The organism is Xylophilus sp., assembly GCA_009914555.1.
Lineage (GTDB): Bacteria > Pseudomonadota > Gammaproteobacteria > Burkholderiales > Burkholderiaceae_C > WNDY01.
Genome location: WNDY01000003.1, coordinates 55737 through 75201, shown reverse-complemented (window position 1 = coordinate 75201; position 19465 = coordinate 55737). Strand labels below are relative to the sequence as shown.

The 19465-nt window shown below is 69.7% G+C and carries 18 protein-coding genes; 6 read left to right on the top strand and 12 right to left on the bottom strand.

The genetic code is table 11. From position 1 onward, the window contains the following. Positions 1-23: 23 nt before the first annotated feature. A complete protein-coding gene (locus GAK38_RS03135; RefSeq protein WP_325341356.1) occupies positions 24-998 on the top strand; it encodes an aliphatic sulfonate ABC transporter substrate-binding protein in 975 nt (324 codons plus the stop codon). Between the two features lie 76 nt (positions 999-1074). Further along, a complete protein-coding gene (xth, locus tag GAK38_RS03130) occupies positions 1075-1851 on the top strand; it encodes an exodeoxyribonuclease III (protein ID WP_325341354.1) in 777 nt (258 codons plus the stop codon). Positions 1852-1853: 2 nt separating this feature from the next. On the opposite strand, the gene ntrC is transcribed toward xth, so the two are convergent. The 10 genes from ntrC to GAK38_RS03080 all read right to left on the bottom strand — a co-directional run bounded on the left by ntrC (position 1854) and on the right by GAK38_RS03080 (position 12558). Beyond that, entirely contained in the window at positions 1854-3371 is a 1518-nt protein-coding gene (gene ntrC / locus GAK38_RS03125; RefSeq protein ID WP_325341353.1) for a nitrogen regulation protein NR(I), read from the bottom strand. A 43-nt stretch (positions 3372-3414) separates the two neighbouring features. After that, positions 3415-4491: a nitrogen regulation protein NR(II) gene (gene glnL, locus GAK38_RS03120; protein ID WP_443089148.1), complete on the bottom strand. Its 1077-nt coding sequence runs from the start codon at positions 4489-4491 to the stop codon at positions 3415-3417. After that, positions 4488-4991 carry a hypothetical protein gene (locus GAK38_RS03115; RefSeq protein WP_325341351.1) on the bottom strand — a complete coding sequence of 168 codons (504 nt, stop codon included), beginning with the start codon at positions 4989-4991 and terminating at the stop codon, positions 4488-4490. The genes glnL and GAK38_RS03115 overlap by 4 nt, the downstream gene beginning before the upstream one ends. A gap of 167 nt (positions 4992-5158) precedes the next feature. Then, the gene (gene glnA, locus GAK38_RS03110) at positions 5159-6574 is read right to left on the bottom strand and encodes a type I glutamate--ammonia ligase (protein WP_325341350.1); all 1416 of its coding nucleotides are present in this window, start codon (positions 6572-6574) and stop codon (positions 5159-5161) included. 227 nt (positions 6575-6801) lie between these two features. Next, complete coding sequence (locus tag GAK38_RS03105; RefSeq protein ID WP_325341348.1) at positions 6802-7623, bottom strand: competence/damage-inducible protein A; 822 nt, start codon at positions 7621-7623, stop codon at positions 6802-6804. A 12-nt stretch (positions 7624-7635) separates the two neighbouring features. Beyond that, positions 7636-8505, bottom strand: a complete 870-nt coding sequence (locus GAK38_RS03100; RefSeq protein WP_325341346.1) for an EI24 domain-containing protein — start codon at positions 8503-8505, stop codon at positions 7636-7638. A 36-nt stretch (positions 8506-8541) separates the two neighbouring features. Next, the gene (locus tag GAK38_RS03095; RefSeq protein ID WP_325341502.1) at positions 8542-9531 is read right to left on the bottom strand and encodes a sterol desaturase family protein; all 990 of its coding nucleotides are present in this window, start codon (positions 9529-9531) and stop codon (positions 8542-8544) included. A gap of 19 nt (positions 9532-9550) precedes the next feature. Further along, entirely contained in the window at positions 9551-10450 is a 900-nt protein-coding gene (locus GAK38_RS03090) for a polysaccharide deacetylase family protein (protein ID WP_443089147.1), read from the bottom strand. Continuing rightward, a complete protein-coding gene (locus tag GAK38_RS03085) occupies positions 10437-11432 on the bottom strand; it encodes a YncE family protein (RefSeq protein WP_325341343.1) in 996 nt (331 codons plus the stop codon). The genes GAK38_RS03090 and GAK38_RS03085 overlap by 14 nt, the downstream gene beginning before the upstream one ends. A 379-nt stretch (positions 11433-11811) precedes the next feature. Continuing rightward, a complete protein-coding gene (locus GAK38_RS03080) occupies positions 11812-12558 on the bottom strand; it encodes a 16S rRNA pseudouridine(516) synthase (protein ID WP_325341341.1) in 747 nt (248 codons plus the stop codon). A gap of 103 nt (positions 12559-12661) precedes the next feature. Here GAK38_RS03080 and GAK38_RS03075 point away from each other — a divergent pair, with 103 nt between their 5' ends. Next, entirely contained in the window at positions 12662-13339 is a 678-nt protein-coding gene (locus tag GAK38_RS03075; RefSeq protein WP_325341339.1) for a histidine phosphatase family protein, read from the top strand. Positions 13340-13348: 9 nt separating this feature from the next. Here the strand turns inward: GAK38_RS03075 and hrcA are convergent, their stop codons facing one another. Continuing rightward, positions 13349-14353 (bottom strand): heat-inducible transcriptional repressor HrcA, encoded by a 1005-nt coding sequence (gene hrcA, locus GAK38_RS03070; RefSeq protein ID WP_325341337.1) that lies wholly within the window; start codon positions 14351-14353, stop codon positions 13349-13351. Positions 14354-14881: 528 nt separating this feature from the next. Between hrcA and GAK38_RS03065 the strand changes: the two genes are divergently transcribed. Genes GAK38_RS03065 through rapZ form a run of 3 tightly spaced genes read left to right on the top strand, consistent with a single transcriptional unit; the run spans position 14882 to position 18394 of the window. Continuing rightward, the gene (locus GAK38_RS03065; protein ID WP_325341335.1) at positions 14882-15778 is read left to right on the top strand and encodes an NAD kinase; all 897 of its coding nucleotides are present in this window, start codon (positions 14882-14884) and stop codon (positions 15776-15778) included. Position 15779: 1 nt separating this feature from the next. Beyond that, positions 15780-17486, top strand: a complete 1707-nt coding sequence (gene recN / locus GAK38_RS03060; protein ID WP_325341333.1) for a DNA repair protein RecN — start codon at positions 15780-15782, stop codon at positions 17484-17486. A gap of 17 nt (positions 17487-17503) precedes the next feature. Then, positions 17504-18394, top strand: a complete 891-nt coding sequence (rapZ, locus tag GAK38_RS03055) for an RNase adapter RapZ (RefSeq protein ID WP_325341331.1) — start codon at positions 17504-17506, stop codon at positions 18392-18394. 27 nt (positions 18395-18421) lie between these two features. Here rapZ and mutY read toward each other — a convergent pair whose 3' ends face one another. Then, a complete protein-coding gene (gene mutY, locus GAK38_RS03050; protein WP_325341500.1) occupies positions 18422-19465 on the bottom strand; it encodes an A/G-specific adenine glycosylase in 1044 nt (347 codons plus the stop codon).

Here is a 19465-nt window from a genome sequence, read left to right as displayed (position 1 = left end):
CCCGAACGACCATTCCGACCGCCATGACCGCATCCGCATCCCGCACCGCCACCCGCCGCGCCACCCTGCTGGCCGCCGCCGGCACCGCGCTGCTGACCTGGACGGCCGCGCGCGCCCAGGCTGCCAGGCCCCTGCGCATCGGCTACCAGAAGTTCAACACGCTCAACATTCTCAAGGGCACGGGCAGCCTCGAAAAGGCGCTGGTGCCGGCCGGCGTCCAGGTCGAATGGCACGAGTTCCTCGGCGGCGGCCAGCTGTCTGAGGCGCTGGCCGCGGGCGCCATCGACTTCGGCCATGCCTCCGACGGCATCGGCGTCTTCCAGCAGGCCAGCGGCAAGGGCCTGGCCTACCTCGCAGCCGAAAGCCCGTATCCCGGCGGCGTTGGCTTCCTCGTGCCCAAGGACTCGCCGATCCGCAGCGTGCGCGACCTCCAGGGCAAAAGGGTGGCGACCGGCCGCGGCTACAACACGCAGTACCTGCTGATCCGCGCGCTCGAAGCCGCCGGGCTGCGCTACGAGGACGTGGAGCCGGTCTACATCGTCACCGCCTCCGACACCGTCGCCGCCTACCAGGCCGGCAGTGTGGCCGCGATCGGCCTGTGGGACCCGTTCCTGGCCGGCGCGCAGGTGGCGACCGATTCGCGCCTGCTGTTCGACGGAACCGGCTTGACAGGCAACCGCACCTACCACTTCGCCCGGCCCGCCTGGGCGCGTGCCAACCAGCAGACGCTGCGCACCGTCTTCGCCGAGCTGCGCAAGACCAACGCCTGGGCCCAGGCCAACCCGGGCACGGTGGTCGACACGCTCGCGCCGCAGCTCAAGGTCGATCCCAAGGTGCTCGCGCTGGCCACCCAGCGCCGCACCTACGGCGTGGTGCCGCTGAGCCGCGAGATCGCGCAGGAGCAGCAGCAGCTGGCCGACGCCTTCGAGAAGATCAAGCTCATCCCCAAGCCGATCCAGGTGCAGGATGCTTTCCTGGAGTTGCCGCTGCTGGGTTGACGACGTGCCGCACGGACGGCGGCGCACGACAATAGGCGGCTGCGCAACCACCACGACCACCTGACCGCCTGCCGCCATGAAGATCGCGCTGTGGAACGTCAACTCCCTCGCCGTGCGCCTGCCGCAGGTGCTCGAATGGCTCGCCGCCAACCCGGTCGACGTGCTCTGCCTCCAGGAACTCAAGCTCACCGACGACAAGTTCCCTCTCGACGTGCTGCGCGCGGCCGGCTACCACGCGGCCGTCTTCGGCCAGAAGACCTACAACGGCGTGGCCATCCTGAGCCTGGCGCCGCTGGCCGAGGTGGAGCGCAACATCACCGGTTTCGACGATCCGCAGTCGCGCGTGATCGCCGCCACAGTGGAGACAGCCCACGGCCCGCTGCGCGTGATCAACGGCTACTTCGTCAACGGCCAGGCGCCGGACACCGACAAGTTCGCCTACAAGATGCGCTGGCTCGACGCGCTCAACGCCCAGGTCAGGGCGCAGCTGGCCGTACATCCGCAGCTGGCACTGGTGGGCGACTTCAACGTCGCGCCCGAGGACCGTGATTCGTTCGACCCCGATGGCCTGCGCGAGACCATCCACCACACGAGCGAGGAACGCCAGCACTTCCGCGCCCTGCTGGACCTGGGCCTGGCCGATGCGTTCCGCCTGTTCGAGCAGCCGGAGAAGTCCTTCTCGTGGTGGGACTACCGCCAGCTCGGCTTCCAGAAGAACCGCGGTCTGCGCATCGACCACATCCTGGTGAGCGAGGCGCTCAGGCCCCGCGTGAGGGCCTGCTACATCGACCGCGCGCCGCGCAAGAAGCCGCAGCCGAGCGACCACGCACCGGTGGTCGCCGAGATCGGCTGAGGCTACTCCAGGCCGAGTTCCTGGATCTTGCGGGTGATGGTGTTGCGGCCGATGCCGAGCTTCTGCGCGGCCTCGATGCGGCGTCCGCGGGTGTTGGCCAGCGCCGTGAGGATCAGCCGCGATTCGAAGCGCCGGATGAGCACGTCCCACACGTCGCGGCGCCCGGTGGACAGCAGCTGCTGTACCTCGGCCTCCAAGCCCTGCTCCCAGGCCAGCGACGGTGCAGTGCCTTGCACGGGGGGGGTATAGGTCTGTGGCGCGCTGGAATGGCCCGCTGCAGGCACACTACTCGGGGGGTATATGGGTGCGCCATCGCCGGTGTCCGTCACCGGTACGGGCGATACGGGCGGCAGCAGCTCGGGCGGCAGGTCCTTGGCCTCGATGACCTGGGCCGGCGCCATCACCGTGAGCCAGTGGCAGACGTTCTCGAGCTGGCGCACGTTGCCGGGGAAATGGAAGGCCGCCAGCCGCGCGAGCGCACTGTCGGCAATGCGCTTGGGCTCCACGCCGAGCTCGGTGGCGCTCTGCTGCAGGAAGTGGCGCGTGAGCGCGGGAATGTCCTCGCGCCGCTCGCGCAGCGGCGGCAGACGCAGGCGGATGACGTTCAAGCGGTGGAACAGGTCCTCGCGGAACACGCCGTCCTTCACGCGCTGCTCCAGGTCCTGGTGGGTCGCGGCGATCACGCGCACGTTGGCCTTGACCGCGCTGTGGCCGCCGACGCGGTAGAAGTGGCCGTCGCTGAGCACGCGCAGCAGCCGCGTCTGCAGGTCGAACGGCATGTCGCCGATCTCGTCGAGGAACAGCGTGCCGCCCTCGGCCTGCTCGAAGCGGCCGCGGCGCATGGTCTGGGCGCCGGTGAATGCGCCGCGCTCGTGGCCGAAGAGCTCGCTCTCCAGCAGGTCCTTCGGAATCGCGGCCGTGTTGATCGCGACGAACGGGCCGCCGGCGCGCGGCGCATGCTTGTGCAGCGCGCGCGCGACCAGTTCCTTGCCCGAGCCCGATTCGCCGGTGATGAGCACGGTGACGTGGCTCTGCGACAGGCGGCCGATGGCGCGGAACACGTCCTGCATCGCCGGTGCCTGGCCCAGCATCTCGGGCGCGGCGGCCATGCGCTCCTCGGCCACTTCCTCGCGCTGGCTCTCCTCCACCGCGCGGCGGATCAGCTCCACCGCGCGGGGCAGGTCGAACGGCTTGGGCAGGTATTCGAACGCCCCGCCCTGAAAGGCCGAGACAGCGCTGTCGAGGTCGGAAAAGGCGGTCATGATGATGACCGGCAGGCCGGGATGGCGGGCCTTGACCTTTTCCAGGAGGTCGAGCCCCGAGCCGCCGGGCATGCGGATGTCGCTGACCAGCACCTGCGGGCCGCAGTTGCCGGGATCGTCCTCGCCGAGGTCGTCGAGCGCGGCGATCACCTCGCGCGGGTGGGTGAAGCTGCGCGTGGGCAACTCTTCGCGCGCCAGCGCTTTTTCGAGCACGAAGCGGATGGATTGGTCGTCATCCACTATCCAGATCGGCTTCATGTTGCTGTGGCACCTCAGGTCTGCGGCATGTCGCCGGCGTTTTTCATGGCAGCGGAATCAGGAGCTTGAAATCCGTCCTCCCGGGCACGCTGTCGCACTCGATCAGGCCGTGGTGCTGCTGCACGAAGGTCTGCGCCAGCGTGAGCCCCAGGCCGGAGCCGCCGTCCCTGCCCGACACGAGCGGGTAGAAGATGCGGTCCTTGATCGAGTCCGGCACGCCGGGCCCGTTGTCGATGACATGCAATTCCAGTGCCAGTCGATAGCGCTGCTTGCCGAAGGTCACCTGCCGCAGCACGCGGGTGCGGAAGGCGATGCGGGCGGCGCCCTCGGCGATGCGTTCGGCCAGCGCCTGCGCCGCGTTGTGGGCGATGTTGAGCACAGCCTGGATGAGCTGCTCGCGGTCGCCGCGGAACTCGGGGATCGAGGTGTCGTAGTCGCGCACGATCTCGAGCCCGCGCGGGAACTCGGCCAGGATCAGCGAGCGCACGCGCTCGCAGACCTCGTGGATGTTGACGTCGCCCACCACGTGCGGGCGGCGGTGCGGCGCGAGCAGCCGGTCCACCAGTGTCTGCAGCCGGTCGGCCTCGTGGATGATGACCTGCGTGTACTCGATGAGGTCGCGCGACTCGACTTCCATCTGCAGCAGCTGGGCGGCGCCGCGGATGCCGCCGAGCGGGTTCTTGATCTCGTGCGCGAGGTTGCGGACGAGTTCCTTGTTGGCCCGGGCCTGGTCGATCAGGCGCTCCTCGCGTTCCTGTCGGGCCTGCTGCTCCAGCGGCAGCAGCTCGACGATGATTTCGCCGGGCCGGTCGGCCTGGGCCACGATCACGTGGACCGGCAGCGGATCGTGGCCGGCACGGCGGATCCAGGCGTCGTAGCGCAGCGCAGCGAAGGCGTTGGTGCCGGCGCCGCCGAGCGCGTTGCGCAGCTGGGCGGGCTCGGTGAAGAAGCCGCCGAGCGCCGTGCCGGCGATGGAGCGGCGCGAGATGCCGAGCGCGTCCTCCAGCGCCGCGTTGGCGAAGACCACCGTGCCGTCGCCATGGACCACGGCCACCAGCGTGGCCAGCAGGTCCAGCGCCTGGTAGGGCGAACTGCGCAGGGCGGCTGGCGCCGTCGTCACTTCAGCCGCTCGAGTTCGCGCCGGATGCCGGCGATGTCGCTCTCGTTGCGCGCGATGCTGGCCTTCATGGCGGCCACGCGGTCCAGGTACTTCTGGTAGTTGCGCTCGCCGCCCTGGCGCTCGGGCTCGCCGTTGTTGTATTCCTTGAGCAGCTCGGCCTGGCGTGCCTCGGCGCGGCGCAGCTCGGCTTCAAGGATGGCGCGGGCATCGGCGTCGCGGGCGCGCTGGTCGTTCGTGTCCACGCGCGGCGCGCCCAACGGCGACGCGGCTGCAGGCGTGGACGGAGCCCGCAGCGCGTCGCCCGGCGATGGCCGCGTGCCAGGCACCACTGTCACGTTGGCCCCTTCGACGAGCTTGCAGCCGCGCGCCTGGGCCTGGCTGGCGTTGTTGGTGTATTCGTTGCCGCAGCGGTAGATGCGGTCCTGCGCGGCGGCCGACAGCGTGCCGCCCAGCAACGCCGCAGCGCACAGCAGCGCGGTGGAGAAAGAAACGTGGTGCATGTCCGGTCTCCACGCCGTGGCGGCGCGGATGGATGAAAGGCCGGCCAAGTATCCCGCATCCACCGGCCTTCGCCAAAGAACAGCCCCCCGGGCCTCCGTGCAGGTTCTGCTCCAAAAGAAAAAGGCGGCCCTGGAGGCCGCCCTGGGGTCCGCAACCGCGCGGGCGGTTACAGCGAGTAGTACATGTCGAACTCGATCGGGTGCGTCGCCTGGCGCAGGCGGGTCACCTCACCGAACTTCAGGTCGATGTAGGCATCGATGAAACCGTCGGTGAACACGCCGCCCTTGGTCAGGAAGGCGCGGTCGGCGTCGAGGGCTTCGAGCGCCTGGTCGAGGCTGTGGGCCACGGTCGGGATCAGCTTGTCCTCTTCCGGCGGCAGGTGGTACAGATCCTTCGTAGCGGCTTCTCCCGGATGGATCTTGTTCTCCACACCGTCCAGGCCTGCCAGCAGCAGAGCCGAGAAGGCCAGATACGGGTTGGCCGAAGGATCGGGGAAGCGCGCTTCGATGCGGCGGCCCTTCGGGTTGGCGACGTACGGAATACGGATCGAGGCCGAGCGGTTCTTGGCCGAGTAGGCCAGCTTCACCGGAGCTTCGTAGCCCGGGACCAGGCGCTTGTAGCTGTTGGTGCCGGGGTTGGTGATGGCGTTCAGGGCGCGGGCATGCTTGATGATGCCGCCGATGTAGTACAGGGCATAGTCCGACAGGCCGCCGTAGCCGTCGCCGGCGAACAGGTTCTTGCCGTCCTTCCAGACCGACTGGTGCACGTGCATGCCCGAGCCGTTGTCGCCCACGATGGGCTTGGGCATGAAGGTGGCCGTCTTGCCGTAGGAGTGGGCCACGTTCCAGATGACGTACTTCATCAGCTGGGTCCAGTCGGCGCGCTGCACCAGCGTGCTGAAGCGGGTGCCGATCTCGTTCTGGCCGGCACCGGCGACTTCGTGGTGGAACACTTCGACCGGAATGCCCAGCGATTCGAGCACCAGTACCATCTCGGCGCGCAGGTCCTGCGTGCTGTCGACCGGGGGCACCGGGAAATAGCCGCCCTTGGTGGTCGGGCGGTGGCCCTTGTTGCCGCCTTCGATCTTGGCGCCGGTGTTCCAGGGCGCTTCGTATTCGTCGATCTTGAAGAACGAGCCGGATGCGTCGGTGTTCCAGCGCACGCCGTCGAAGATGAAGAATTCGGGTTCCGGACCGAAGTAGGCGCTGTCGCCCAGGCCCGATGCCTTCAGGTAGGCCTCGGCGCGCTTGGCGATCGAGCGCGGGTCGCGGTCGTAGGCCTTGCCGTCGCTGGGCTCCAGCACGTCGCAGGTCAGGATCAGGGTCGACTCTTCGAAGAACGGGTCGATGTTGGCCGTGTTCGGGTCCGGCAGCAGCAGCATGTCGGAGGCTTCGATGCCCTTCCAGCCGGCGATGGAGGAGCCGTCGAACGCATGGCCCGAGGTGAACTTGTCTTCGTCGAAGTGCGAAACGGGCACGGTGACGTGCTGCTCCTTGCCGCGGGTGTCGGTGAAGCGGAAGTCGACGAACTTGACTTCGTTCTCCTTCACGAGCTGGAGCACGTCGGCGACGGTCTTGGCCATCAGGTTCTCCTGGTTTGAACGCAGAGTTGGTGGGTTGAAAAATGGACGGAAGGGAAATGCAGTTTCCGTGCCAAAGCTGGTGCATGGCCGTCGAGGCCCAACCTGCCATTGTGCCGTCCGGCGGGCCTGCGTCGGCGTTTGGCACCGCTTTGACACCGGCGGGATGCACCAGCCGCATCGAACGCACATATTTGGTGCAATCTGAACCGACGCACCAAAGGGATGCCTCAATCACGCACCAATTCGGGTCCCAGTGTGAGATCGAAGGCGTGCAGGCCGGCCAGCAACTGCGGGTAGGCGGCCTGCACCGCATCGGGCGCACCCTTCACGCCGAGTTCGATGTGGCGGCCATATTCCGGATGGTCCACGCTCGGCAGGCTGAACACGCGCACATCGGGGTGCTGTGCCTCGATGCGTTCCATCAGGGGGGTCAGTGTGGCTTCCATGCCGCCGAAGACGATCACCGACTTTTCCACGTGCGCGCCGCGGGTGAACAGGTGGCCGTACTGCCGGTCGAGCACGCTTTCGATCATCGGCCAAGCCATGACCGGGAAGCCCGGCACGAAGTGCACGGCGCCACCGGCGGCGCCATCGACGCTGAAGCCCGGGATCTTGTTGTACGGATTGGGAATGATGCGCGCGCCTACCGGAAACACGCCCATATTGAGCCGGTGCACGTTGTCTGCGCGGTCCGGCTCGTAAGGCACGCCCTGCTCGCGCGCCGTGTCCTGCATGCGCTCTTCGATCAGCGCGCGGGCCTCGGGATGCAGGGCGAGCTCCACGCCCAGCGCCTTCGCAGCGCACTGGCGGGTGTGGTCGTCCGGCGTGGCGCCGATGCCGCCGGTGGAGAACACGATGTCGCCCGAGGCGAAGGCGCGCGCCAGCGTGGCCGTGATGCGGACCGGATGGTCGCCTACGTATTCAGCCCAAGCGAGAGAAAGGCCCCGCGCGCCGAGCATCTCGATCACCTTGGGCAGGTGCTTGTCGGCCCGCTTGCCCGAGAGGATCTCGTCGCCGACGATGATGAGGCCGAAGGTGGGAGTGGTCATGGGAGTTGGTCCTTATGAACGGGATGGCTCATCGGCCGGCAGCACGATGTCCGGCTGCACCAGCAGCGCGGCCGGCGGTTGCACCGTCTGGCCGGCGCGCAGCTGGGCCAGCGCGGCCAGGCAGTAGTGCGAGAACCAGAGCGACGAGAAGGCGAAGACCAGCGTATAGATCCAGATCGCCAGCGGCACCAGGATGACGAAGGCTGCGGCGAACAGCGCGCCCGAGGCCCAGACGATGCTCGGCGCCGCGCCCAGGTAGCCGCTGGCCACGCCGATCACCAGCAGCCAGAGGCGGTGGCGCCGGAAGATTTCCTGCCGCTCGGCCTTGCTCGCATGCTCGGCCAGCGCGTCGTAGGCCATCACGCGGTAGGTGAGCCAGCCCCAGATCAGCGGCGGCAACACCAGGATCAGCGGCGGCACGAACCACAGCGGCACCGAGACGACGAGCGCCACCAGCGCCAGCAGCGTGGAGCCCAGCGACCAGACCAGGCTGGCCGCGAGCGAGCCGCCGCGCTTCTTCTCCAGCGCCGGAAAGCGCCGCTCGGCCACCAGCGCGGCCAGCGCCGGCGCCATCGCGATCGCGACGACCAGCAGCGAGACGACGACGATGACCGGCGTGACGGCGAAGATCACGACCAGCGGCGCCGCCACCGTCTTGAGCCCGCCGGCGCCCACGCCCTGGAGCCAGCCCCAGAAGGTCTCGAGCAGTTCCGACGATTCGAGCAGCACCCGCACCCGGTCGAGCGCCCAGTCCCAGTAGAAATAGCCCAGTCCCCAGGCCAGCGCGACCATGACGAGCAGCGGAAGGAACGACAGCGCCACGACCCGCGGCCGCAGGCAGTAGGCGACGGCGCGCCAGAAGGAATCGAACAGCAGGCCCATAGGGCGCCGAGGATAGCGAAGCCGCGCGACAGCCGCTCAGCCGCGTCCCACCAGCCGCTTGAGCCCCAGCCACTGCTGGGCCCAGAAGCCGCGGCCGTAGTCGCGCAGGCGGCCGTCCCCGCCGGGCTCGACCTGGTCGCGGATGCCTGTCGGGTCGTAGCGCAGCACGAAGTCGGCCGTGCCGAACAGCATGTCCCACCACGGCAGCAGCACACCGAAATTGCAGCCCCCGAGCCGCTTCGGCGCAGACGCATCGGCGCCCGGGCTTTCATGGCCCACGCCGATGCTGTGGTGTCGGCGGTGGAAGCGCGGGCTGATCCACAGCCGCTCGCCCACGCGGCCGAACCACAGCCGCAGGTTGGCATGCTGGAAGTTCTCGCTGAGCTGAGTGATCGCGACGATCGCGATGAACTGCCCCGGCGCCACGCCGACAAGCTGGGCCACGACCACGATGATGCAGTCGTGGATCACGTCGTCGAGCAGGTGGTTGCGGTTGTCGCTCCACATCGTCATCTGCCGCTGCGAATGGTGCAGCGCATGCAGCGCCCACCACCAGCGCCAGGTGTGCTGGCCGCGGTGGATCCAGTAGTCGACGAAGTCGAACACCACGAGGTAGATCAGCAGGCTGACCACCGGCTGGTCGGTGATGCCGGGCCAGGCGTCGTCGAGGTGCAGCGTCTGGAGGCCGCCTGCGCGCAGCATGCCGAACAGTTCGTCGAACAGCGGGCCGAGCGAGAAGAACAGCGCGACGCGGAACAGCCCGAGCCGGTGGATCAGCGTGTAGAGGATGTCGGTGCGGATGGCCGGGCGGTCGGTCACCGGCTCGGCCGGGCGCCAGCGCTGGAGCGGCCCGATGACGGCCACCAGCACCGCGATCTGCACCAGCCCCACCAGCAGCCAGCCAATGGCCGTGTAGGCGTCCTCGAAGAAGGTGCCCAGGCCCAGGGCGAACATCGCCGGCTGCAGCACCGCCTCGTAGAGCCACTGCTGGACGGTGTCGAACACGCTTTCCCACCAGGACAACATCATCACCTCCTCTCCGTGGTCAATGTGCCTGGATCCAGGCCCGGTAGTCCGGATGCTCGCGCAGGGTCTCGAAGCAGAAGCCGCGGGCCTTGAGCCCCCGGAGCAGCGGCTCCAGCACGGCAGGGGCCCACGGGTCGCGGCGCGACCAGATGCCCAGGTGGGCCATCAGAATGTCGCCGCTCTTGATGTTGCGCAGCGCCTTGTCCAGCAGCGCATCGTTGCTGAACGACTCGCTCGGCAGTTCGTCGCCGAGGAAGCCGGCCGGCGCCCAGCCGACGTGCGCATAGCCGCAGGCCCTGGCCGAGGCCAGCAGCTTGGGCGAGGTGCGGCCGCCGGGCGCGCGGAACAGCGGCAGGGGTTTCTCTCCGGTCACCTCCTGCAGACGCCGGGAGGCGCGCCGAAGTTCCTCGCAGTAGCCCGCCGCATCCATCACCTGGTCCTTGCCGGCATCGGGGCCGGCCGAGGGACGGATGCGAAAGCGCTGCGGCGTCCCGGGCAGGTCGGCCCGCCAGTAGGCATGGTCGTAGGTGTGGGACGCGAACGCATGGCCTTCGGCGGCGCGCGCCTTCCACCAGGGCGCCCAGTGCTCGCCGAGCGAGCCGTCGCCCTGCTTCGTGCGCTCCTGCGCGGCGAAGAAGGTGACCTGGACCTGCTCGCGCTTCAACACGTCGGCGATCAGCGGGGCCACCTCCATGTGGCCGGTGTCGAAGGTCAGGTAGAGCGGCTTGGTGCAGCCGGCCGCGGCCCAGCCGCTGGCCGGTGCGCTCAAAGAAAGGGCGAGCGCTACGCACACCCCGGACCGAGGCCAGCGGAGGCCGCGCAAGGGCCGCCTCGCCGTGCCAGCGCCGTCCCCCTTCGGCCAGCGCAAGGGGGGGGCCGCGCAGCGGCTTGGGAGGTTGTTGCCGTTATCTGCGGACATGATCGAGCGTCCAGACGCCGTGCGGCGACTTGCCCACCGGAATTTGCCGCACGACCTTCTTCTCGACCGTGTCGATCACCGTGAGCTTGCGGGCCCAGCGCGAGCCCACGTAGATGAAGCGGCCGTCGGCCGACACGTCCATGCAGTCCGGGCCGCCGGGTGCCGGGTAGTGGGCCACCGCCTCCTGCGTCTGCATGTCGATCTTGCTGATGGTGTTGGCCACGCGGTTGCTCACGTAGATGTGGCGCCGGTCGCCGGCGCTGCGGAAGGCATGGGCGCCCTTGCCGGTCTTGATCAGGCGCACGAGTCGGCCTTCCTTGCCGCTCACGTCGTAGACCTCCACGCCCTCGCCGCCGGTCAGGCCGACGAACAGCAGCCGGTCGTCCGGCGTGCCGTAGATGTCGGCCGGCAGCGCGCCGGTCTTCACGCGCCACTGGATGGTCTGGGTGGCGATGTCGATGGCGACCAGTTCGTCGCTGTCCTGCATCGTCGAATAGACGGTGCTGCTCTTGCTGTCGATCCAGAGGTGGCTGGGCGTCTTGCCCGTGGGCACGCGCTTGACCAGCGTGAGGTCGGTCCCGTCCCAGTGGTAGAAGTCGACGTGGTTCAACCGGTTGGCCGCGGTGATGAACCACTTCATGTCCGGCGAGAACTGCAGCTGGTACGGATCGACGATGCCGCGCACCGTGCGCTGCACCTGCGCCGTGCGCGGGTCCACGAAGGTCAGCGAATCGCCGAGCGCGTTGGCAATGATGAGCGAATGCTCATCGGGCGTCAGGTACAGATGGTGCGGTTCCTTGCCGGTGGCGATGCGGGAGGTCTCCGTCCAGGTTGCCGGGTCGATCACGCTCACGTTCGCCTCCAGCGAATTGAGCACGAAGATCGGCGCGGGAGGTGCGGCTACCGCCGTCTGCCACAGGGATGCGAGGAGAACGGCCAAGCCGTAGGAGTTGCGCAGGAACTTCACGAAAACTGCCACCATCTCGAAGTGAACCTGCAAGTGTAGCCGCCGCTCCCGCACGGGGTTATTGCGTTGGGGCAAGCGTCGGGCGAGCGCTGCGACGGGGCGCCGAAGAGATCCGAACCCTGCGCCAGCGCATCAACGTCGGCGGCGACCAGCCGGCGGCGGTCCTCCACATGCCAGACGAGCGACAGTTCAAACTGCTTCTCCACCTCCGGCGGCCCCCTTGCGGCCGGGCGGCCGGCAGCAGCCGCTGCGTGGCGGTTCTCATGCTCTGCACGGGTGTGTCTCCTGCGTTGTGCAGGCATTCTGGGGTGCCGCCCCGTGGCTGTGAAATACCGATTTGCAGCGCGATCGAGACGATATTCGTCTCGATGCCGGCCCCCTCGGCCGGGGCGTTTCAGCCGCGCAGCAGCGCCAGGTCGTCCTCGCGCAGCCAGCGCCACTGGCCCGGCGCCAGGTCGGCCGGCAGCGCCAGGCCGCCGATGCGCGAGCGGCGCAGCGCCTCCACCCGGTTGCCGACCGCGGCCACCATGCGCTTGACTTGGTGGTACTTGCCCTCGGTCAGCGTCAGCCGCAACCTGTGCGTGTCCACGATTTCACAGGCGGCGGCACGCACCGGCTTCGGGTCGTCGTCGAGCACCACGCCGGCCAGCAGGCGCTCGACCTGCTTCGCATCCACCGGATGCCTGGCCGTGATGTCGTAGACCTTGGGCACATGCTTCTTCGGCGAGCTCATGCGGTGGATGAACTGGCCGTCGTCGCTGAGCAGCAGCAGCCCGGTCGTGTCCTGGTCGAGCCGGCCGATGGCCTGCACGCCCTGCACCGCGCCCTTGGCCGGGCGCTGGCGCAGCGGCGCCGGCAGCAGCGTGTAGATGCTGGGCCAGGTCGAGGGCTTCTGCGAGCATTCGGTGCCGGCGGGCTTGTGCAGCATCAGGTAGGCGAGCGCATGGTATTCCCATTCCACGCCCTGCACCCGGTAGCGCAGGCCATCGACCACCTTATACTCTCCCGAGGTAGGTGCCACATGTGGGCGCAGCTCGCCAGCTTGCGGCATATACACCTCCACCAGCCCCTGCTGAACCAGCCCAGCGCAGATGCGGCGCGTGCCGAAGCCCTGGGAATAGAGGAGGTCCTGGATCAGCATGGCGGCTATGGTGTCGTGGCGGGGAAAACCCGTCATTTTCGCTTACGCCGAAGGCGCCATAGCTCAGAAGCTTCCGAAATAAGCCCGGCGGGATAATCCGGCGATGACCGAACTCATCCTCATCCGCCACGGCGAAACCGACTGGAACCGCGAACTGCGCTTCCAGGGCCAGCTCGACGTGCCGCTCAACGCCACCGGCCTGGAACAGGCGCGCCGGGTGGCGGAGCGGCTGGCGGGCGAGGCGGCGGACCACCTCGTCACCAGCGACCTGATCCGCACGCGGCAGACTGCCCTGCCGGTGCTCGCCACGCTGCTGCCGCAGCTGCCCATCGACACGCTGACCGACGCGGCGCTGCGCGAGCAGCACTTCGGCATCGCCGAGGGCCTGCGCACGCAGGACGTGGAGCGCGACCATGCCGATGCCTGGCTGCGCTGGCGCGCGTTCCGCGCCGACTCGGGCATGCCCGGCGGCGAGACCACGCGCGAGTTCCACGCTCGGGTGACGGCGGCGCTCCAGCGCATCGCCGCAGCCTATCCGAAGCAGAAGCTGGTGGTGGTCACGCACGGCGGCGTGCTCGACATGGTCTGGCGCACGGCCAGCGGCCAGGGGCTCGACGGCCCGCGGCAGAGCCACATTCCCAATGCCGGCATTAGCCGGGTGCAGGTGGACGGCGGCGCCTTCCGCGTGCTGGACTGGGGCGATACCCGCCATCTCGAAGGGCTGGGACCGCAGCCGGTCTACGACCAGCAGACGCTGGCGCTGCCCGCGGCGACTGCCTGATCGCCGGGCTCAGGCTTTGTGACTCAAGGCGTTGCTCACGAGCCGCGAGGTGATGTCAACGATCTGGATCATCCGGTCGTAAGCCATGCGCGTGGGCCCGATCACGCCGAGCGTGCCGACCACCTGGCCGTCCACCTCGTAGGGCGCGCTGACCACCGACAGTTCCTCGAACGGCACGACCTGGCTCTCGCCGCCGATGAAGATGCGCACGCCTTCGGCCTGGCTGGAGATGTCCAGCAGCCGCAGGATCTGGGTCTTCTGCTCGAACACCTCGAAGGCGCGGCGCAGGTTGTCCATGTCACTGGAGAAGTCGCTCACCGCCAACAGGTTGCGCTCGCCCGAAATCACAACCTCGTCCCGCGCCTCGGTCATCACGTCGGAGCTGACCTGCACCGCGGCCTGCATCAGCGCTGCGATCTCGCTGCGCAGCTGCTCCACCTCGGTCTTCAGCCGCTCGCGCACCTGCTCGATCGCGAGGCCGGCATAGTGCGCGTTGAGGAAGTTGGCCACCTCGGCGAGCTGGCTCTGCGAATAGTCCAGTTCGGTGAAGATCACGCGGTTCTGCACGTCGCCGTCGGGCGAGACGATGATGACCAGCAGCCGCCGCTCCGACAGCCGCAGGAACTCGATGTGGCGGAACACCGACGAGCGCCGCGGCGCCATCACCACGCCGACGAACTGCGACAGGTTCGACAGCAGCTGGGCCGCATTGGCGATCACCTTCTGCGGCTGCTCCGGCGCCAGCTGCGGCGCGGCCAGTTCCTTGCGCTGCACCGTCAGCATGGTGTCGACGAAGAGACGGTAGCCGCGTGCCGTGGGAATGCGGCCGGCCGAGGTGTGCGGGCTGGCGATCAGGCCGAGTTCTTCCAGGTCGGCCATCACGTTGCGGATCGTCGCCGGCGACAGCTCCAGCCCGGACGCCCGCGACAGCGTGCGCGAGCCGACCGGCTGGCCGTCGGCGATGTAGCGTTCGACCAGGGCCTTCAGGAGCAGCTTTGCGCGGTCATCGAGCATGGACGGGATTCTAGGGCGTGTCGCCCTTCCCCCTGCCCCCTTCCCGCCGCGCTGCGGACGCCGTCGGCGCGTGGCGATGGCCTCGGCAGCGCCGGTGCGGCGCAGCAGTTCCATCGCCTCGTCCAGCGGATCGGACAGGAGCGATAGATTCTCCTGGATGCCATGGCGCCTGCGCGGCCCGCAACCGCGACGACAAGGGCACGCGGGCAGGTCGAGGCTGCTGCTAAGGCGGCGACGAGGGCAAGCCGCTGGAGGTGAAGAAGCTGCTCGGCGATCGGCCGCTTCGGCGCCGCACAGCCGCTCGCGCCCAACGAGAGCGAGGCTGGCAAGGCCCAGCGTCGGCGGGTCGAGCTGGTGCGGCAATAGGGTTTCTCCAGAGGGCCGCGGCGTCACATCGGACGCCGGGCCGGCAGATAGAATCCCGCGGATGCGGCCCTCTCTGCCATGCGATCCGGAGCCCTTCCCGATGAACGCCACCCGCGACCCGAGCCGCGCGCCGCGCCGGTGCGTCCACGCAGGCAGCGCAGGATGAGCACGCAGTTCCAGCACGTCGGCCTCATCGGCAAGTACAACGCACCGGCCAGCGGCGAGGCGGCGCGCGAATCGCGCCGCGTCATCGAGGACATCGCCCAGCTGCTGATCCGGCGGGGCTGCGACGTCTCTATCGAATCCGAGACCGCCAACTCGCTCGGCATCGCCTCCTACGAGGTGCTCGGCGTGGAGGCCATCGGACAGTCCTGCGATCTGGCGCTGGTGGTCGGCGGCGACGGCACCATGCTTGGCGTGGGCCGGCAGCTGGCGCGCCACCGCACGCCGCTGATCGGCATCAACCAGGGCCGGCTCGGCTTCATCACCGACATACCGCTGGCCGAGGTCGAGGCCACGCTGCCGCCCATGCTGCGCGGCGGGTACGAGGAAGACCGGCGACCGCTGATGCATGCCCGCGTGCACCGCGGCGGCCGCTGCGTGTTCGACGCGCTGGCGATGAACGACGTGGTGGTCAACCGCGGCGGCACCTCCGGCATGGTCGAGCTGCGCGTGGAGATCGGTGGCCACTTCGTCGCCAACCAGCGGGCCGACGGCGTGATAGTCGCCACGCCCACGGGCTCGACCGCCTATGCCCTGTCGGCCGGCGGCCCGATGCTGCCGCCCAGCGTGGATGCCTGGGTGCTGGTGCCGATCGCGCCGCACACGCTGTCGAACCGGCCGATCGTGCTGTCCGACGCGGCCGAGATCACGCTGGAGATCGTCGGCGGCCGCGACGTGAACGCCAATTTCGACATGCAGTCGCTGGCCTCGCTGCTGCACGGCGACCGCATCAGCGTGCGCCGCTCCGAGCACAGCGCGCGCTTCCTGCATCCGCGCGGCTGGAACTACTTCGACACGCTTCGGAAAAAACTCCATTGGAACGAAGGGGGCTCCTGACGTGGCACTGCGGCGCATCGCCCTGCGCGACTTCGTGATCGTGCAGTCGCTGGAGCTGGACCTGTCGGCCGGCTTCACTGTGCTGACCGGCGAGACCGGCGCCGGCAAGTCCATCCTGATCGACGCGCTGCAGCTCGCGCTCGGCGCGCGGGCCGATGCGGGCGTGGTGCGCGAAGGCGCCGCACGCAGCGAGATCGCCGCCGAGTTCGACAGCCCGGCGGCGCTCGCCCCCTGGCTCGACGAGGCCGGCTTCGAACGCGGCGACACGCTGCTGCTGCGCCGCACGGTCGATGCCCAGGGCAAGAGCCGCGCCTGGGTCAACGGCAGTCCGGCCACGGCGGGCCAGTTGCGCGAGGCCGGTGATCACCTGCTCGACATCCACGGCCAGCATGCCTGGCAGAGCCTGACGCGGGCCGACGCGGTGCGCGACCTGCTCGACGCCTATGCCGGCGCCTCGGCCCAGCCGGTGCGCGAGCGCTTTGCCGCCTGGCGCGCCGCGCAGAAGGCGCTGGCCGATGCCCGCGGCGCGCAGGCCACGCTGCAGCGCGAACGCGAGCGGCTGCAGTGGCAGATCGGCGAAGTCGACAAGCTCGCGCCGGCCGAGGACGAGTGGGACGATCTCAACGCCCAGCACACCCGGCTGTCGAACGCGCAGTCGCTGCTGGACGCCGGCCACGGCGCGCTGGCCGCGCTCGAAGGCGGCGAGGACGACGGCAGCAGCGACAGCGGCGTGGCCCGGCTGTCGCGCGCGCTGGAGCTGCTGCAGGCGCAGGAAGCGCTGGAACCTGAATTTCGCAGCGTGGCCGACGTGCTGGCCGGTGCGCTGGCCCAGGCCGAGGACGCGGCCCATTCGCTGCACGCCTGGCTGCGCCGCGCCGATCCCGACCCGGAGCGGCTCGCCACGCTCGACGAGCGCATCGGCCAATGGCTGTCGCTGTCGCGGCGCTACAAGCGCCAGCCGGCCGAGCTGCCGGCTTTGCTGGCCGGCTGGCGCGCCGAGCTGCGCACGCTCGACGCGGCTGCCGACCTCGGCGCGCTCGAAGCGGCCGAGCAGGCCGCCGTCCAGGCCTATGCCCAGGCGGCGCGCCTGCTGTCGCAGGCCCGCGCCCAGGCCGCGCCGCGGCTGGCGCGCGCGGTCACCCAGGCGATGCAAGGGCTGGGCATGCAGGGCGGCGTGTTCGAGGTGGCGCTGCAGAAATCGGCCGAGCCGGCCTCGCACGGCGCCGAGGACGTGGCCTTCCTCGTGGCCGGCCATCCGGGCGCGACGCCGCGGCCGGTGGGCAAGGTGGCCTCGGGCGGCGAGCTCTCGCGCATCGCGCTGGCCATCGCGGTCACGACGAGCGCGCTGGGCCCGGCGCAGACGCTGATCTTCGACGAGGTCGACTCGGGCGTCGGCGGCGCCGTGGCCGAGACCGTGGGTCGCCTGATGAAGCAGCTCGGCCGCGACCGCCAGGTGCTGGCCGTGACCCACCTGCCGCAGGTGGCCGCCTGCGCCGACCACCACCTGGTCGTGGCCAAGCAGCGCAGCGCCGCCGGCACGACCAGCGGCGTGGCGCCGGTCGAGGGCGAGCTGCGCGTGGCCGAGCTGGCCCGCATGCTGGGCGGCGAACGGCTGTCGGCCACCACGCTGGCCCATGCGCGCGAACTGCTCGATGGCGGGGCGCAGCCGCCAGTGCCCGCGCCGCGGCGCCGCACCGCCAGAGGTTGAGAAAAGGAACAGCGGCCATGGCACTGGAAATCGTCCTCATCACCGGCATGTCGGGCTCCGGCAAGTCGGTCGCCCTGCATGCGCTGGAGGACTCGGGCTACTACTGCGTGGACAACCTGCCGCCCGAGCTGCTGCTGCCCTTCGTGGAGCTGCAGAGCAAGCAGGCGGCCCGGCACGTGGGCATTGCGGTGGACGTGCGCAGCGCCACCGCGCTGCCGCTGATGCCGCAGCAGCTGCGCACGCTGCGCGGCCAGGGCGTCGCGGTGCGGGTGCTGTTCCTCGACGCGGCCACCGACGCGCTGGTGCGGCGCTTTTCCGAAACGCGGCGGCGCCATCCGCTGTCGCGCGAGGACGGGCCGGACCACCAGCGCGCGCTGGTGCAGGCCATCGAGCTGGAGCGCGAACTGCTGGCCGACCTGCGCGAGCATGCGCACGTGCTCGACACCAGCCTGATCCGCGCGGCCCAGCTTCAGGGCCAGGTCAAGGACCTGATCGCGGCGCCCGCGGGCCCGCTCACGCTGGTGTTCGAATCCTTCGCCTTCAAGCGCGGTATCCCGCTCGACGCCGACTACGTGTTCGACGTGCGCATGCTGCCCAACCCGCACTACGAGCCGGCGCTGCGCACGCTCGATGGCCGCGACGCGCCGGTGATCGACTACCTGCAGCGCAGCGAGGAAGTCGGCCAGATGGCCGCGCACATCGAGCAGTTCCTTGCGCACTGGCTGCAGCGGCTGGCGCGCGACCACCGCAGCTACGTCACCGTGGGCATCGGCTGCACCGGCGGGCAGCACCGCTCGGTCTACCTGGTCGAGCGGCTGGCCGCAGCGTTCGCGCGCGACTGGGTGACACTGCGGCGGCACCGCGAGCTCGATGGCCGCGATCGCATACCCCCCGCCCTACACACGTGATGCGGGCGCCATCTGTGCGCCAGCGGCCTATACTCCCGGTATTGCTGTCAGCAGCTTCTTGATCGGCGCCGGCAGGCCGAGCGCCTTCCAGTCCGCAGCGCCGAACCAGCCACCCCCGCCCGCCGGCGCGGCACCGGCCGGCAGATCAACCACCACCGGATGCAGGTGCAGGTCCTTGTGGGTGAGCACATGCAGGAACACCGGCAGGTCGCCGCCCTCCCCGCCGCCTGCGGCCGCCGACAGCGCCGCGCGGTCGGCGAACACCGGCAGGCTGTGGAGCCCGGCCCAGATGCCGCTGTCGGGCCGGCGCTCCAGCCAGAGGCGCCCGGCGCCGTCGCGCGCCACGAGCAGCCACCAGGACTCGCTGGTGCGGCGCAGCGTGCGGGTCTTCACCGGATAGCGTTCGGGGTCGCCGTGGCGCGCGGCGACGCAGACCTCCTGCAGCGGGCACAGCAGGCACGACGGCTTGCGCGGCAGGCAGATGGTGGCGCCCAGGTCCATCAGGCCCTGGGTGTAGCGCGGCATCGCGTTCGCCGGATCGTCCTGCGGCAGCAGCGCGGTGGCACGCTCCCAGAGCCGGCGCTCGCTGGCCGCCTGCGCCAGGTCGGCATCGAAGCCGAGCACCCGCGTGAGCACGCGCCGCACGTTGGCATCGAGGATCGCGACCCGCTCGCCGAAACAGAACGAGGCGATCGCCGCCGCCGTGGACCGGCCGATGCCCGGCAGCGTCTCCAGCTCGGCCGCGGTGTGCGGAAAGGCGCCGCCGTGCAGCGCCACGACCTGCTGCGCGCAGCGGTGCAGGTTGCGCGCGCGGCTGTAGTAGCCGAGCCCGGCCCAGAGCGCCAGCACCTCGTCGGTTGTAGCCGCGGCCAGCGCGGCCACGTCGGGGAAGCGCGCGAGGAAGCGGTCGTAGTAGCCCAGCACGGTCGCGACCTGGGTCTGCTGGAGCATGATCTCCGACAGCCAGACGCGGTACGGGTCGTGGGTGTTCTGCCACGGCAGGTGGTTGCGGCCGTGCGCGGCCTGCCAGCGCACTACCCGGCCGGCCACGTCCGCCGGCTTGTCCTGCAC